Origin of the sequence: Actinocrinis sp. (assembly GCF_035946395.1) — a bacterium.
GTDB lineage: Bacteria > Actinomycetota > Actinomycetes > Streptomycetales > Catenulisporaceae > Actinocrinis.
Genome location: NZ_DASYZI010000104.1, coordinates 1 through 15,465, shown reverse-complemented (window position 1 = coordinate 15,465; position 15,465 = coordinate 1). Strand labels below are relative to the sequence as shown.

General features: G+C 69.3%; 17 protein-coding genes. 10 read left to right on the top strand and 7 right to left on the bottom strand.

Features of this window, described 5'->3' with window-relative positions; genetic code table 11:
• The first annotated feature begins 54 nt into the window (after nucleotides 1–54).
• The 5 genes from VGS97_RS06960 to bioB all read left to right on the top strand — a co-directional run bounded on the left by VGS97_RS06960 (nucleotide 55) and on the right by bioB (nucleotide 4,364).
• A complete protein-coding gene (locus VGS97_RS06960) occupies nucleotides 55–1,707 on the top strand; it encodes a beta-N-acetylhexosaminidase (RefSeq protein ID WP_326852412.1) in 1,653 nt (550 codons plus the stop codon).
• A 70-nt stretch (nucleotides 1,708–1,777) separates the two neighbouring features.
• Nucleotides 1,778–2,503 (top strand): dethiobiotin synthase, encoded by a 726-nt coding sequence (gene bioD, locus VGS97_RS06955; protein WP_326852411.1) that lies wholly within the window; start codon nucleotides 1,778–1,780, stop codon nucleotides 2,501–2,503.
• A gap of 94 nt (nucleotides 2,504–2,597) precedes the next feature.
• Entirely contained in the window at nucleotides 2,598–2,855 is a 258-nt protein-coding gene (locus tag VGS97_RS06950) for a type II toxin-antitoxin system prevent-host-death family antitoxin (RefSeq protein ID WP_326852410.1), read from the top strand.
• Nucleotides 2,840–3,238 carry a type II toxin-antitoxin system VapC family toxin gene (locus VGS97_RS06945; protein WP_326852409.1) on the top strand — a complete coding sequence of 133 codons (399 nt, stop codon included), beginning with the start codon at nucleotides 2,840–2,842 and terminating at the stop codon, nucleotides 3,236–3,238. Before VGS97_RS06950 ends, VGS97_RS06945 begins: the two co-directional genes overlap by 16 nt.
• Before the next feature lie 82 nt (nucleotides 3,239–3,320).
• Nucleotides 3,321–4,364, top strand: a complete 1,044-nt coding sequence (gene bioB, locus VGS97_RS06940) for a biotin synthase BioB (RefSeq protein ID WP_326852408.1) — start codon at nucleotides 3,321–3,323, stop codon at nucleotides 4,362–4,364.
• 152 nt (nucleotides 4,365–4,516) lie between these two features.
• Here the strand turns inward: bioB and VGS97_RS06935 are convergent, their stop codons facing one another.
• A complete protein-coding gene (locus VGS97_RS06935; RefSeq protein ID WP_326852407.1) occupies nucleotides 4,517–5,740 on the bottom strand; it encodes an ROK family protein in 1,224 nt (407 codons plus the stop codon).
• Between the two features lie 101 nt (nucleotides 5,741–5,841).
• Between VGS97_RS06935 and VGS97_RS06930 the strand changes: the two genes are divergently transcribed.
• From VGS97_RS06930 to VGS97_RS06910, 5 genes are all read left to right on the top strand, one after another.
• Nucleotides 5,842–6,102, top strand: a complete 261-nt coding sequence (locus VGS97_RS06930; protein ID WP_326852406.1) for a SemiSWEET transporter — start codon at nucleotides 5,842–5,844, stop codon at nucleotides 6,100–6,102.
• 313 nt (nucleotides 6,103–6,415) lie between these two features.
• Nucleotides 6,416–6,721 carry a DUF3311 domain-containing protein gene (locus tag VGS97_RS06925; protein WP_326852405.1) on the top strand — a complete coding sequence of 102 codons (306 nt, stop codon included), beginning with the start codon at nucleotides 6,416–6,418 and terminating at the stop codon, nucleotides 6,719–6,721.
• On the top strand, nucleotides 6,721–8,451 hold the full coding sequence (gene mctP / locus VGS97_RS06920; RefSeq protein WP_326852404.1) for a monocarboxylate uptake permease MctP: 1,731 nt from the start codon (nucleotides 6,721–6,723) through the stop codon (nucleotides 8,449–8,451). Before VGS97_RS06925 ends, mctP begins: the two co-directional genes overlap by 1 nt.
• 60 nt (nucleotides 8,452–8,511) lie before the next feature.
• A complete protein-coding gene (locus tag VGS97_RS06915; protein WP_326852403.1) occupies nucleotides 8,512–9,006 on the top strand; it encodes an N-acetyltransferase in 495 nt (164 codons plus the stop codon).
• Nucleotides 9,003–9,281: a hypothetical protein gene (locus VGS97_RS06910; protein ID WP_326852402.1), complete on the top strand. Its 279-nt coding sequence runs from the start codon at nucleotides 9,003–9,005 to the stop codon at nucleotides 9,279–9,281. The genes VGS97_RS06915 and VGS97_RS06910 overlap by 4 nt, the downstream gene beginning before the upstream one ends.
• Nucleotides 9,282–9,456: 175 nt before the next feature.
• Here VGS97_RS06910 and VGS97_RS06905 read toward each other — a convergent pair whose 3' ends face one another.
• From VGS97_RS06905 to VGS97_RS06880, 6 genes are all read right to left on the bottom strand, one after another.
• The gene (locus VGS97_RS06905; RefSeq protein ID WP_326852401.1) at nucleotides 9,457–9,672 is read right to left on the bottom strand and encodes a biotin/lipoyl-binding carrier protein; all 216 of its coding nucleotides are present in this window, start codon (nucleotides 9,670–9,672) and stop codon (nucleotides 9,457–9,459) included.
• A gap of 193 nt (nucleotides 9,673–9,865) precedes the next feature.
• A complete protein-coding gene (locus VGS97_RS06900) occupies nucleotides 9,866–11,221 on the bottom strand; it encodes a hypothetical protein (protein WP_326852400.1) in 1,356 nt (451 codons plus the stop codon).
• Nucleotides 11,222–11,237: 16 nt separating this feature from the next.
• The gene (locus VGS97_RS06895) at nucleotides 11,238–12,869 is read right to left on the bottom strand and encodes an HD-GYP domain-containing protein (RefSeq protein WP_326852399.1); all 1,632 of its coding nucleotides are present in this window, start codon (nucleotides 12,867–12,869) and stop codon (nucleotides 11,238–11,240) included.
• A 535-nt stretch (nucleotides 12,870–13,404) separates the two neighbouring features.
• Nucleotides 13,405–13,695, bottom strand: a complete 291-nt coding sequence (rsrA, locus tag VGS97_RS06890) for a mycothiol system anti-sigma-R factor (protein WP_326852398.1) — start codon at nucleotides 13,693–13,695, stop codon at nucleotides 13,405–13,407.
• Complete coding sequence (locus VGS97_RS06885; RefSeq protein WP_414641656.1) at nucleotides 13,692–14,498, bottom strand: sigma-70 family RNA polymerase sigma factor; 807 nt, start codon at nucleotides 14,496–14,498, stop codon at nucleotides 13,692–13,694. The genes rsrA and VGS97_RS06885 overlap by 4 nt, the downstream gene beginning before the upstream one ends.
• Before the next feature lie 114 nt (nucleotides 14,499–14,612).
• Complete coding sequence (locus tag VGS97_RS06880; protein WP_326852395.1) at nucleotides 14,613–15,374, bottom strand: SOS response-associated peptidase; 762 nt, start codon at nucleotides 15,372–15,374, stop codon at nucleotides 14,613–14,615.
• Nucleotides 15,375–15,465 lie beyond the last annotated feature (91 nt).

Below are 15,465 nucleotides of genomic sequence, written 5' to 3'. Positions count from 1 at the left end.
CACCGACACCGCTCCACAATCCCGCGGCAGCCTCTGTTCGGGATCGCATTCGCAGTGGCCGTGCTGGTCGCGTTGAGCGTCGGCGTGTTGATAGGGGTGGCCGGCAAAGCGTCGGACGGACCGCCGAGCGCCGCGCAGCGGGCGGACTACGCGGACGTTCTGCCCGCGCCGGTCAGCGCGGTGGCGGTCGGCGGGCAGTTCGTGATCACTCCTTCGACGGAAATCCACGTCTCCCCCGGCTCGGCTGCCGCGCGCAGCGTCGCCGACTACCTCGCTTCCCTGCTGCGCCCGGCAACCGGCTATGCGGTTCCGGTAACGAACGCACGATCATCAAGCAGCGCCACAACCAGCGGCGGCATCGGGCTCGTACTCACCGACGACAAGCAGCTCGGTGCCGAGGGCTATCGGCTGGATGTGGCCGACAATCAGGTCACCATCAAGGCCGACCAGCCGTCCGGTCTGTTCCACGGCGTGCAGACGCTGCGTCAGCTTCTGCCGCCGCAGGTCGAGAAGCGCAGCGAGCAGAAGGCCTCGTCCGCTGGTGAGCTGCACGGCGCTGAACCAGCGTGGGCGGTGCCCTCAGGCCACATCCTCGACTACCCCCGCTTCACGTATCGCGCAGCGGGGCTGGATGTCGCCCGGCACTTCTTCAGCGTCGCCGACGTGGAGCGGTACATCGACGAGATCTCGCTCTACAAGGTCAACTACCTGCACCTGCATCTGACGGACGATCAGGGCTGGCGGCTGGCGATCAACGGCTGGCCGAAACTCACCACGATCGGCGCGGCGACCGAGGTCGGCGGCGGCCCTGGCGGTTTCTACACGCAGGACGACTACCGCAAGCTCGTCGCGTACGCACAGTCGCGGTACATCACGATCGTTCCTGAGATCGACATCCCGGGGCACGTCACCGCTGCCCTGGCGTCGTACCCGACGCTGAACTGCTACGGCAAACCGCAGCAGGTGTTCACCGGCATCGACAGCGGGTTCAGTTCGCTGTGCGCCAGCAAGCCGACGACGTACACGTTCCTCGACGACGTCTTCCGTCAACTCGCTGCGTTGACCCCAGGGCCGTACGTCGGCATCGGCGGTGACGAGGCGAAGGCGACTTCACCGACCGACTACGCGAAGATCGTCAGCCGCGCCGCGTCCGTTGTCCGCGCTCAGGGCAAAGTCCCGTGGGGTTGGCAGGAGACCGTCGCGGCGTTCGACGGAAATCCGCCCGCCATCTCGAATCCCGCCGCGTCGGACCCGCCAGTGGCCACGTACTGGAATCCCGGGCCCCCGACGCCGCAGCTCGTTCAGGCCGCGAACTCGGGAACTCGGCTGGTGCTCGATCCGGCGAGCCACACGTACCTGGACCAGAAGTACAACGCGGACACCACCCTCGGGCTGAAGTGGGCTGGTTATGTCGACGTGCAGGACGCGTACAACTGGGACCCCGCGACGTACCTGCCGGGCGTGAACGCGTCGTCGGTCCTCGGGGTCGAGGCGGACCTCTGGACGGAGACGATCGCGCACAACTCCGACATCGACTACATGGCGTTCCCGCGCCTGCCCGCCGTTGCCGAACTCGGCTGGTCCTCGACGGCCGTGCACCACTGGACGGCGTTCCAGTCGCGCCTGGCCGCGCAGGGGCCGCGTTGGAGCCTGATGGGCATTGGTTATTACCACTCCGCGCAGATTCCCTGGCCTGCCGGTAGCTGATCCCGGCGGTAGCTGATCCCGGCGGCAGTTGGAACCGGGGCGGCGGGACACGTCGGTAAACTCGCCGGTCGTGAGCATTCTCGTGGTGACTGGTACCGGCACCGGGGTCGGCAAGACGGTCGTGACCGCGGCGCTGGCCGCGCTGGCGGCGGCACGCGGCGCCTCGGTCGCCGTGGTCAAGCCCGCGCAGACCGGAGTGGTCGGCGGCGAACCGGCCGACCTGGCCGACATCGCGCGGTTGGCCGGCGTGACTGACACCCACGAGTACGCGCGTTACCCCGATCCGCTCTCCCCCGCCGCGGCGGCACGCATCAGCGGCCTGCCCGCGTTGTCGCTGCACGACGCCGCCGCCGACATCCGCAAGCTGGCCGACTCGCGGCGGCTGGTGCTCGTGGAGGGCGCCGGCGGCCTGCTGGTGCGCTTCGACGAGGACGGCGCGACACTGGCCGATCTGGCCCGCGAACTGAGCGCGCCGGTACTCGTGGTCGCCGATCCGGCACTCGGCACGCTCAACCACACCGCGCTGACGCTTGAGTCGATGGCGCTGCGCGGCGTGGAACTCGCCGGGGTGGTGCTCGGCTCCTGGCCGGCGGCGCCGGACGAGCCGGACCTGGCGATGCGCTGCAACATCCGCGACCTGGAGACCCTCGCGGCCCGGCCGCTGGCCGGAGCGGTGCCCGCCGGGGCGGGCGCCCTCGACGCCCCGGAGTTCCTGCTGGCCGCCCGGGCCGCGCTCTCCCCCGCGCTGGGCGGCGTCTTCGATCCGGCGGCCTTTCGAACCCGCTACGCGCGCTGACCCGCCGCACTCCCCACGCAACCCAACTCGCCCATCCATCAGATTCTCTGATCGCCCAGCTAGCGGGAGTCTGATTCTCAGATATCATGGCGACATGCGCACCATGACCGCCACCGAGGCTTCGCGGAAGTTTTCGAATCTGCTCGACGCCATCGAGCGGGGCGAGACGATCACCATCACGCGCGGGAACCAGCCGGTCGCCGAGATCGGGCCGGCGCACCGGCGCCGCGGCTCCGATCTGCGCGCCGCGCTGGCCGACATCCCGCCACCGGACGGCACCTTCTCCGGCGACATCGCCGGCGCCCTCGAACTGCTCGACCAGGATGCGGCAGATCCGTGGGCCGACGCCTGATCCTCGACACGAACATCCTGATCGAGTACGAAAAGAGCTCGTTCGATCGGTACGCGCTCGACGACGACGAATTGGCCGTCGCCGCCATCACGGTCGCGGAGTACCGCGTCGGGATCGAACTGGCGCCGTCGGCTCAGCGCGCGGCGGACCGCGCGCGGGCGCTCGCCGCGATCACGTCGGTCGTCGACGTGCTGGACTACACCGACCTGACCGCCGCGCACCACGCCAGACTGCTCGCGCATACGCGCCGCATCGGAGCCCGCCGCGGTGCACATGATCTGATCATCGCCGCGCATGCCGCGGAGACCGGCCGCATCGTGCTGACCCGGGACGCCAAGGCGCGCTTCGGCGAGCTGCCGGGCGTGCTGGCCCTTGAGGTGTGATTCCAGCCCGCTGCACCCGCGTCCGGGTGGATGGTGCAGACTGCCGAAGGACGAGACGACCACGCCGTAAGAAGGGCCTCGCATGACCGTCGCCGTTGAAAGCAGCAGCAGCATCGAATTTGCCGAGCCCGGCGCGGACATTCTGGCCGTCGCCCGGACGCAGGTGCTGGAGCAGGGACGGGGACTGGACGAGGCCCAGGTGCTCGCGGTGCTGGAGCTGCCGGACGAGCGGCTGGAGGAGGCGCTGGCACTGGCGCACGAGGTGCGTGAGCGTTGGTGCGGGCCGGAGGTGGAGGTCGAGGGCATCATCTCGATGAAGACCGGCGGCTGCCCGGAGGACTGCCACTTCTGCTCGCAGTCCGGCCGCTTCCCGACCCCGGTTCGGGCGGCCTGGCTGGACATCCCGTCGCTGGTGGACGCGGCGAAGGAGACCGCCGCGACCGGTGCGACCGAATTCTGCATCGTGGCGGCGGTCCGCGGCCCGGACGAGCGGCTGATGGCGCAGATGCGCGAGGGCGTCGCGGCGATCAAGGCGGCGGTGAACATCAACGTCGCCGCGTCGCTCGGGATGCTGACGCAGGCTCAGGTGGACGAGCTCGCCGAGATCGGGGTGCACCGCTACAACCACAACCTGGAGACGGCGCGCTCATACTTCACGAACGTGGTCACGACGCACACGTGGCAGGAGCGCTGGGAGACGCTCACGATGGTGCGCGACGCGGGTATGGAGGTATGCTGCGGCGGCATCGTCGGCATGGGCGAGACGCTGGCGCAGCGCGCCGAGTTCGCCGCGCAGCTGGCAGAGCTTGACCCGGACGAGGTGCCGCTCAACTTCCTCAACCCGCGCCCCGGCACGCCGTTCGGCGACCTTGAGCCGGTGCAGGGCCGAGAGGCGCTGCGCACGATCGCCGCGTTCCGGCTGGCGATGCCGCGCACGATCCTGCGTTACGCGGGCGGCCGGGAGATCACCCTCGGCGACCTCGGCACCGAGCAGGGCCTGCTCGGAGGAATCAATGCGGTAATCGTAGGAAACTACCTCACAACGCTAGGACGCCCGGCCGCCGCAGACCTGGAACTGCTGGACCGCCTGTCGATGCCGGTCAAAGCACTGTCCGCAACGCTGTAGCACATACCGCAACGCTGCATACCGCCCCAAGCACATACCATCCCGGCGCCGCCCGCGGCGCTACAACCCACGCCGTCGCTGCGACGTTGTCGATGCCGCCGACACTGTGGCCAGTGTCACCTTAGCCAGCGCTGACGCTCCCTTACCCCCGGTCAGGCCAGCAGCGGGGCGAGGGCGAGTTCGGCGGCGCCGACCAACGTCGGGGCGGACAATTGCGCCGGCACCACCGGAACCGCCACGGCACGCTCCAGGAACGAGCCCTCGTGCAGCGCCGCGGCCAGCGACTCGGGCGTGAGCTTGAGCACCCGCGCCAGCAGGCCGCCGAGCACGATCCGGTCCGGGTCCAGCAGGTTGACCAGCACGGCGAGGCCGGAGCCGACACGCGCGGCCACGGTGTCGGCGGCGTTTCGCGCCGCAGGGTCACCGGACGCCGCGTCGGCTAGGACCACCCGCGCCCGGTATTCGAGCCCGGTGGCCGGCGCGTCCGGCCGACCGGCGGCGCGTAGCAGCGCACGCGAATCCGCCTCGGCCTCCAGGCAGCCGCGCGCCCCACAGCGGCAGAGCTCACCGCCCGGATTCGCGGTGGTGTGGCCGACCTCCATCGCGTAGCCGCTCGCACCGGTGAACAGCCGTCCGCCGCTGATCAGGCCGCCGCCGATGCCGACGTGTTCGGTCGTCACGAAGAGCATGTTGCGCGCGTCCCTGCCCGCGCCGTGCACATACTCGGCGAGCGCGGCCAAGTTCGCGTCGTTGCCGACGTGCACCGGAATGCCGGCGAGCGCCGTGGCGTCACCGAACTGCGCCGCGATGAGATCCCTTGCCGCGACGCCCGGCCAGTTCATATGACGCGGTGCGAGCGCGTAGCCGTCCGTGGCACGGACCGGCGAGGGCAACGAGACCCCGACGCCGATGCACGGCCGCTGCGCCTCCTCGGCGATCATGCGCACCAGACGGCCGATCCGGCGCATCGTCATCTCGACGTCCGGTGAGGGCTCGACAGCCTCTCGCTCGATCCGCAGCATTCGGCCGCCAAGCTCGAACGCGCCCACGTCGAGAGTGTCGACGCGCAGGTGGACCGCGATAACGACAGGAGACGTCGGCGCGACGGTAACCAGATGCGAGGGGCGGCCTCGGCCGGAAGCGGCACCGGGTACCGCGAAAGCCTGCGGATGCTCGTCCACCACGACCAGGCCGCGCTCGACGAGGTCGGACAGCGCGTAGCTGACGGCCGAGCGACCGCAGTCGAGCTGCGCGGTCAGCTCCGCGCGAGTAGCCGCACCGTCGCGCCGGTGCAGCGCGGTGAGCAGGCGGGTCGCGTTGTTGGCCGGATCGTTGCCCGTCGTACTCGCGACCGGAGTGGACAGTTCGGGGGTCACTCCACGATTATGTATTTGTACAGCCTCTGCACAAAATGAGGATCGTCCAGCGGCCACGCGGGCGCACGGTGGCCGCGAGGGCGCGGAGGGGGGACGGAAGAATGTCGACGGCCACGCTGATCGGCCTGGTCGCGGGAGCGCTCACCACGCTGTCCTGGTTGCCGCAGGTGCTGCGCGCGTTTCGCACGCGCTCGACGAAGGACTTCGCCTGGGTCTGGTTCGCCATGTTCGGCACCGGCGTCGTGGCCTGGCTGATCTACGGCCTCATCGCGGCGGCACCCGCGGTGATCGCCGCGAACGCGATCACGCTGCTGCTGGTGCTGGCACTCGCAGGGCTCAAGGCCCGTCACTCGCTGCGCTAGCCTCCCCATCGGCGAAGCGGAACAGGAGTACCGCCAGGCACCGACGGCCAGGAGATGATCCGGATGGCCGAGGTACGTCAACCTGAGGAACTCGAACACGTCGCTCGGCAACCAGCGTGGTCGGCTGGTCAGGTGAAACAACACGTTGTCTGATGAGGCAGCATCCGGGCCGTTCGGCGCGTGCACGACACCGTTGAGCGCATAGCGCAGTGGTTTGACCGAATCGCAACATCGCGGCTCCGTTCACCGCGACGCACGTGGCAATAACCTCCCTGGCGACGTCGATGTCGACGTCGTAAGCCTGGAGGTTGATATGAGTACGGGCGCTGATCGGTCACGTCCCACCGGCGGGGGCGGGTCGGTCCTCTCTCCGCTGCGTGCCGTCGCAGCGGTCTGCATCATCGCGCCGTTCGTCGCGATGCTCTGGATCCCTTCCTACAACAAGACGAATCCGAAGCTGCTCGGGTTCCCGTTCTTCTACTGGTATCAGCTGCTGTGGGTCGTGATCACCGCCGTGCTGGTCGTGATCGCGAACGAGGCCGTGAAGCGCGATAACGCGGCGCGGCGCGGCGGACGACCAGCCGCCGATGACGCGGACAGCGGGACGGAGGCCCGATGATGGCGATTCACGCGGCCCTGGCCCACACGGCACTGACCCACACGGCCGTGGCTACTCACGCGGCGATCGGGCACGCATCAGGCACCGGCACCGTCCTCGCCGCGGCCTCCGGCAAGGCGATCAACCGCACGGAACTCGGCGTCGTGATCTTCTTCTTCGTCGCGGTCGCGGTCCTCGGCTTCCTGGCCGCGCGGTGGCGCCGATCGGGGGTCGACCGCAAGCACCTGGACGAATGGGGGCTCGGCGGCCGGTCGTTCGGCGGCTTCGTCACCTGGTTCCTGCTCGGCGGCGACCTGTACACCGCCTACACCTTCGTCGCGGTGCCCGCGGCGCTGTTCGGCGCCGGAGCGCTGAGCTTCTTCGCCGTGCCGTACACGATCCTGGTCTGGCCGCTGGTGTTCATCTTCCTGCCGCGGCTGTGGTCGGTCTCGCGCAAACACGGCTACGTGACTCCGGCCGACTTCGTGAAGGGGCGGCACGGGTCGCGCTCACTGTCTCTGGCCGTCGCGATTACCGGGATCGTCGCGACGATGCCCTACATCGCGTTGCAGTTGGTGGGTATCCAGGCGTGCCTGGACGTGATCGGCATCGGCGGTAACGGCTCGACGTTCGCCAAGGACCTGCCGCTTTTCATCGCGTTCGCGGTACTGGCCGCGTACACGTACACGTCGGGCCTGCGCGCGCCTGCGCTGATCGCGTTCGTGAAGGACACGCTGATCTACCTAACGGTGATCGTCGCGATCGTCTACATTCCGACGCGGATTCCGGGCGGTTGGTCTCACATCTTCGACGCCGCGCAGACCAGGCTGACCACGCCCAACCCCAAGACCGGAAAGCCCGCCGGCTCGATCCTGCTGGCACACGGCAACACGCTGCCCTACGCCACGCTGGCGATCGGTTCGGCGATGGCGCTGTTTATGTACCCGCACGCGCAGGTCGGCGTGCTGGCCACGAAGAGCCGCAACACGGTGCGGCGCAACCTCGCCGCGCTTACCGCCTACTCGCTGATGCTCGGCCTGATCGCGCTGCTCGGCTACATGGCCATCGCCGCACACTTCACCACGGCCACGCTGAACGGCAACGCGCAGCACGCGGTGCCCGCGCTGCTCGACTGGGCGTTCCCGTCCTGGTTCACCGGGGTGGCGTTCTCCGCGATCGCGATCGGGGCGCTGGTGCCGGCGGCGATCATGTCGATCGCGGCCGCCAACCTGTTCACCCGCAACGTGTGGGTGGACTTCATCAGGCCGCAGGCCTCCGCGCACGAGCAGACACAGGTCTCACAGCTGGTCTCGCTGCTGGTCAAGTTCGGGGCGCTGGCCTTCGTGCTGGGCCTGGACGCGACCAGCGCGATCAACTTCCAGCTGCTCGGCGGGGTGCTGATCCTACAGACCTTCCCGGCGATCGTCTTCGGGCTCTACACCCGCTACTTCCACCGCTGGGCGCTGTTGCTCGGCTGGGCCTCGGGCATCGGGTACGGCGCACTGGTCGCCTGGTGGCAGACCTCGCCGACGCAGCATCACTTCGGCTCACAGGTCGCGCAGATCCCGTGGACGCACCAGAAGGCGTACATCGCGGTCACCGCGCTGGTTGTCAACCTGGTCGTCCTGCTGGTGACGAACGTGGTGCTGCGCGCGGTCCGGGCACCGGCCGGTGACGACTCGACTTCGGCGGAGGACTACGAGCACGAGGAGCGCCAGGGGGAGCCGTCCGCCGAGCCGGTCGTGGCGTAGGGCGCTCGTTGTTAGGGGGCCGTGGCTCCCCGGAGGCGCGTGATGCGAGGATGGGGAGCCATGGACGTGGTGGTGCGCGCGGCCCGCGCGAGCGAACTGGACGAGATCGGCGCGGTGACGGCCGAGGTCTACGACGGCACGGTCAGTGCCGAGTATCTGGCGGTGCTACGCGACGCGCATTCGCGCTGGCAGGTCCCGGCGACAACCATGCTGGTCGCGCACGACGACGGGACCGACGGGCTGCTCGGCACGGTGGTGCACGCGGCGCCCGGCTCGCCGTGGCGCGATTTCGGCGTGGACGACGAGGCCGAGATCCGGATGCTCGGCGTGCGGGCCGCAGCGCGCGGGCGCGGAGTCGGGGAGGCGCTGGTGCTTGCCTGCATAGCGCTGGCCAAGGCCGCGGAAAGCTCGCGCCTGGTCCTGTCGACGATGACCGAGATGACCGACGCGCAGCGGCTGTACGCACGACTCGGGTTCGCACGCGTGCCGGAGCGTGACTGGACGCCGCGTCCGGGACTCTCGCTGCTCGTGTACAGCCTGGAGCTGACGGCATGAACGCGGAGGCTCAGGAGGCACAGGAGACCCACGCGGCGGCGAAGTCGGCTACGCCGACGTACTGCGGGCAGTGCGGCGGGCCGATCGATGAGGGAACGCACGAACCGTGCGCAGCAAGGCTCGAACTGGAACCGCCGCGCTACTGCGGACAGTGCGCGCGGCGGATGGTCGTACAGGTGCTGCCGGGCGGATGGATCGCGCACTGCTCCCGGCACGGGAGCGTGAGCGACCACCAGTCCCATCCTCCGCGTGTCACCCGAACGAGCGATATGTAGACCGGGACAACCCGGGCTCATCCACAAGCAACGGCCTTACTCGGCACCGAGAAACACGAGAAACACCGATTTTCCCGGATTTTCCTTCACTCATTCAAGTGATGTACGAAGGATAGGACCAGCTCATCGGCAGCTCAGTGGTCGGTCGCTGCCAGGTGCCATGCCATTAATGGCATTAATTGAGGACGGCGATCACGTCGCCTTCCTGGATGACGTCGCCCGGCGAGACGTGGATCTCCGCTACGACGCCGCCGACCTCGCACAGGACCGGGATCTCCATCTTCATCGACTCAAGCAGCACCAGGGCGGCACCGGCCTCGACCCGGTCGCCGACCTTGACGTTGACCTCGGCGACGTTCGCCACCATCTCGGCGCGGACCACCTCGGACATGCGGACCCTCTTCCCGTAGCGTTCCCGGTCTGCGTCGCGGAACGACGGCCCCGCCCCACCGGCGCGACTGCCGAAATCGTCGCACAGCGCGGGCCTGCCAGCCGGGTGACGCGCACGCCAATCTTCGGCGCGGCGGCTTGTATTCGCTGACAGATGGCCTGATGCCGTCGCAGCGAGATCTTCAGTGCACTCCCTAGGCCGCCTCGACGATCCGGGTGAGGGACTCGACGACCCTTGGGTCGTATTCGGCGGCCATGCCCAGCCGGATCCGGCGCACCGCGGCGAGCCTGCGGTCCGGGTCGAGGGCGCCGCCGGCCAAGTCGTCGTAGGCGTTGGCGACCCGGATGATCGCCCCGGCCAGGGCGACGGGCTCGTTCGCCCGCTCGGGCTGGAAAGGACTGCACTGGTTCTCAAGTATGTCCGCCACCCGGTCCAGCACTCCGGTCTGGCGCACCACGTCCGCGCCGAGAGCGGCGATCGAGCCGGCCCGTTCCGGGGCGATCAGCACGGTCGCGCCGCCGGGTATCGGGTCGGTGAGCGAGAGCTGGCCGATATCGTGCAGCAGCGCGGCGTACTCCAGGTCGGGCATCAGCGACTCGGGCAGCGACAGGTCCCGGCCGATGGCCAGGGCCAGGTGGCAGACCCGGCGGGCGTGGCCGGGCTCGGTGTAGTCGGCCAGCTCGGTCACTCGCGACAGTGCCCTGATGGTCTGGTGGTAGGTCGCGCTGATCTCGGCGTACCGGCGCAGCGAACGCTGCACGACCAGGATCGGCGCGGCCGCGATCGGCAGCACCCACATCCCGATCGGATCGGCGGCCGTCGTGATGGCGGCGGCGAAAAGGACGATCGTCGGGCACACCCAGGCCGAGGACATGCAGTCGTCGACGAACCCGGCCAGCACTCGGCGCACGGACAACCGCGGCCGGGTGCCTGGCATGGCCGGGTCCGGGCGCGACCCGCTCCCGAGGATCCCGGAGGCGCGGCCCGCCGACTCCTGCAACACCAGCAGCGAGGCCAGCAGGTAGTCCAAGGCCACGGCGACGAGCGCGATCGCGGCCACCACCACGCCCAAGCGCAGCGGCCCGTGCTCGTCGTCGACTCCCGCGAACGGGCCGGGAAGCAGCCAGCCGCGGAAGAGCAGCGCGGCGAATCCGGCGACCAGGATGCGCCGGGCCAGATAGCCGGGGTGGGCCTGGCGTCCGGCATAGGCCTGGACGGACACACCGAACGTGGTCGCCAGCGCGGTGATGGCGACCGGCTCGGCGACGCCGTAGGAGGCGTCGTTCTCGGCGATCGAGTAGCAGAGGGCGTAGGCGAGTGCGGCGGCCGAGGCGAGCGGCGCGGAGTCCCGGCCGTACGGCAGTTCGATCCTGATCGCCTCGCCGAGCGCGATGGTCACGCCGAACGCGGCGGCCACGACGGGCATGGCGACGCCGCGCAGCACCACGTCGACCACGGCCGCGACGGCGATCACCAGGGCGATGACGGAGAGCAGAGCCGGCGCGGTCAGTGGTCCGGTAAGCCGGGCCTGGATGCTCGACTCGTTCACCGGCACCGCCCGGCCATCAGCGGCCCCTGGGCGCGGCGCCATGCGGAGCCGACTCGGCCTGCTGCTCGTCGGAGAGCGGGCTGGGGACGATGAACGCCGGATCGTCATGGTCGTAAGTGTTACTACCGCTGTAAGTGTCGCTACCGTAAGCGTTACCGGCGTAACCGTCACGGCTGTAGGCACCGCTGTCGACCAGTCGGACCGTGCCGTTCACGGTGACACCACTGGTTGGGACACCACTGATTGGCACGCCACTGCCTGCGACGCCGCTCGGTGCGGCCTCCGCGGTCGCGGCCTCGTAGTCGAGCGCGGCGCCGTCGTGACAGGTGACGCTCGCGTCGATCACGGCACGCGCGCCGATGGGTTCCGGCAGCGTGCCGTCGCCGAGCCACGGCTGTCCGTCACGCTGCGCCTCGACCAGGGCCGCTTCCATGGCGTCCACCATCACCGGGTCGAACTGGCTGCCCGCGCAGGCGCGCAGCTCGTCCATCGCGTCCGCGACCGAGCGCGCCGGACGGTACGAGCGGGTCGACGTCATCGAGTCGAAGGCGTCCGCGACCGCGATGATCCGGGCGAAGCGCGGGATGTTCTCCCCGACCAGGCCAGTCGGGTAGCCGCGTCCGTCCATCCGCTCATGGTGGTGCAGGATCGCGGTATACGCCTCGTTGAGAAAGGCGATGTCGCGTACCACGTCGACGCCGCGCACCGGGTGCACTCTTATGGCCTCAAGCTCGGCCGCGTCGAACTTGCCGTCCTTCTGCAACAGCCGGGTCGGCACGCCGAGCTTGCCGACGTCGTGCAGGATCGCCGCATAGCACAGGATGCCGATCCGCTCCTCGTCCATGCCGAGCCGGCGCGCAATCATCTCGCTCGCCTTCGCGACCCGCTCGCTGTGCCCACGGGTGTACAGGTCCTTGATCTCGACCGCTTGGACCAAGGCGCGCACCGTAGCGTCATGTGCGGCACGCTGCTCGGCGTACTGCGCGGCCGCCCAACGGGTTACCAGCAGCGGTCCGAGGATCACGAGCGTGGCCAGCACCTGCGCGTGGTGGCGCCACAGCACGGCGGCGAGCAGGCCGACGAAGCTGTACGCGACATTGCGCGGGATGGCGTGCCGCAGCGCGTCCCGCAGCACCGACCGAATGCGCGCCGGAGCACTGAGCACGATGACCGGCGCAGTGAGCAGTGTGGGCACCGTGGACAACACGAGCGAGGTGATCAGGATCGGTAAGAGCGCGTTCGGCATCTCCGGACGCGCCATGCTCCGGGTGCCGTGCAACATCGTGTGCACCGCGCCGCCGCTCATGGGATTGAGGAAGGTCCCGGAGATCACGAAGAGCATCCGCAGCCGCGAGATGTCGGCACGCAGCAGGATGAACAACGCACCGAGCGTAAGTGCCGCCGCCGAGACGTCAGGCGTGAGCAGCAGAAGCGCGGCGAGTTGCACGGCGACCGCTGCCGCCACCGTGGGGCTCTCCCCGGCCCTCGGGAACTCGGCTGCCAGCACTATCACGCCGTACAGCGCTGCGAGGGCGAAGAAGAGCAGCACGTTCGCCCGGCTCCACGGCGCGTTGGGCAGCACGAGCGCCGCGACCGTGAGCGCGACGGCGGCCAGGGCGATGATGTACCGCCTCGCGCCCTTCGGCACCGGACCACGGCGGCGCTGCCCGCCAGGACCGGCCGGTCGGGGCTCGATCGCCGGAATCAGGGCCGCGGACCGTCGCAGCTCGGCCGACGCCTCCCGCCGGCCGACATTTCTTCGAAACATACGCAATACAGGCGCAGGCGTCTCGGGACGCGTGCGCCGGAACTCCAAAGCCGTCATCGTCGACACCCCTCCGCACCGGGGGCACTACGAGCCCCAAGATCGGGAACAGCGCGCCCGATCCGGGGGACCTAACGACACGATGGTGCCACGCGGAACGCCATACGGGACACGATTCAATCGACTGAGTGGAAAGTTCAGTCGAATATCTTGCCAGTTCAGACGGGCCGTGACGGCCGGACTACCGAGCGTCATCGAAAACACGCGACATTCAGCGCATTACATGGGAAAGGGATTCGCGGCGCGATCGCCGGGTGTGGCCGGGCCTACACACAGGGTGCCGCCGGGCGGTGGCCGACGCCGCAGGGATCACGCGGCCGGACCACGCCACGATCCGGCCGATGGGGCCGGGCGGCGGCTAGACGCGCTCGCCGGAGTCGACCGGCAGGCCGTCCTGCGCCCGCCTGATCTTCGAAAGGATCTTCAGCCGCAGCTGGTCGGGTGCCGTGTCGCAGCCGCAGCTGCGGTGCACCAGCGACTTGACCGCCTGTTCGAGGCCGTACTCGGCCAGGCAGGGGGCGCAGTCGTCCAGGTGGGCCTGGATCGTGGCGCAGTCGTCGTCGGCCATCTCGTCGTCGATGTACTCGTAGAGCCGGTCGAGGACCGACGAACACTCGGATTTCTGCTCGTGGGGATGTCCGGAGCTCATGCCGTCGCTGCCTTTCCGCCATCCCCGTACTGACCGTTCGAGTCGTTCCCGTTGACGGAGTCGTGCCCGTTCACCGCCGCCCCGACGAACCCGCGCTGCTCGGCGTAGTCGGCCAGCAGTTCCCGTAACTGCCGTCGGCCGCGGTGCAGCCTGGACATCACCGTGCCGATCGGCGTGCCCATGATGTCCGCGATCTCCTTGTAGGGGAAGCCCTCGACATCGGCCAGGTAGACGGCCATCCGGAAGTCCTCGCCGATCGACTGGAGCGCCTCCTTCACGTCCGAGTCGGGCAGGTGGTCCAGCGCCTCGGCCTCGGCGGAGCGCAGGCCGGTGGAGCTGTGCGACTCGGCCCGGTGCAGCTGCCAGTCCTCGATCTCGTCGGTGCCGGAGGCCTGTGGCTCGCGCTGCTTCTTGCGGTAGCCGTTGATGAAGGTGTTGGTGAGGATGCGGTACATCCACGCCTTGAGGTTCGTTCCCGGCTTGAACTGGTGGAACGACGCGTATGCCTTGGCGTAGGTCTCCTGGACCAGGTCCTCGGCGTCCGCCGGATTGCGGGTCATCCGCAGCGCGGCCGAGTAGAGCGCGTCGAGGAAGGGCATCGCGTCGCGCTCGAATCGCGCGTCGCGCTGCGCCGCGGTCTCCGCGGCGGCCAGCGATACCGCCTCTTCGAGCGGCGCTGTCTCTTCCACCGTCTCCGGCGTGATCGTCTGCGCCGCGGTGTCCGCCTCGCGCGCGGGCTGCGCCCCGGCGGCTGTGCCCACCGTGATACCCACCTCCGTGATCGGATCCGGCTCAAGTATCAGCCGGACTTTCCCCGAGAATAACCGCCGGGGTACCTGATCACCGAGTCGGGACGGCGCGAGCCCAGGCTGCGACCTGGGCGCGGCAGGCGTGGGTGTGGTCGCTATCACAACCCATCAGAACAGCGTGTCCCGCTCAGCAATTCCCGCGTACGAGGGATCGCTCGCCACGGGCTCGATCAGCTCGGGTCCGTTGTTGCGCACGGAGTTGACCTGCTCGGACACCGGGACGGTAGCCCAGCGGGGGGCGAAGTCGAGCAGTGCGCGGGCCCGCTGCGGATCATCCAGCGCGGGATCGAGCCAGGCGTCCCAGCCGCCGCTCGGGACGGTCAACGGCATCCGGTCGTGCAGCCACGTCATCGACTCGGCCGCCGCGGTGGTCAGGATCGTGGTCGACCAGAGCTCCCGGCCCTCCGCGTCGCGCCACCGCTCGTACAGCCCGGCGAAGGCCAGCGGCCCGCCTTCGGCCGGGCGGATGTAGTAAGGCTGCTTCCGCGGCTTGGGCTTGCCCTTGCCGCCGGACGCCGCGGCACCGGGCTCGGGCAGAAGCGTGAGCCATTCGTAATATCCGTCCGCCGGCAGCAGGCAGCGGCGCCGGGCGAAGGACTGCTTGAACGCGGACTTCTCGGCCGCCGACTCGATCCTGGCGTTGATCATCTTCGCGCCGACCGAGGGATCCTTGGCCCAGAACGGGATCAGCCCCCAGCGCAGCGTGGAGAGCACCCGCTGATCGCCGCGCACCAGCACCGCCGGGACCGGCTTTGTCGGAGCGACGTTGTAATCCGGGTAGTCCACCGGAGCCTGCTCGATGTCCAGGACAGCGTCGAAGTCCAGCGCAAGTTGCTGAGGCGGGGTGGTCACCACATAACGTCCGCACATGTCACGCAGCCTGCCACGCGGTACCGACAAGTGGCGATAAATGAGACGGCACATCGGCGCCACAATCCGGGCGGACCTCGGATACCGCAGC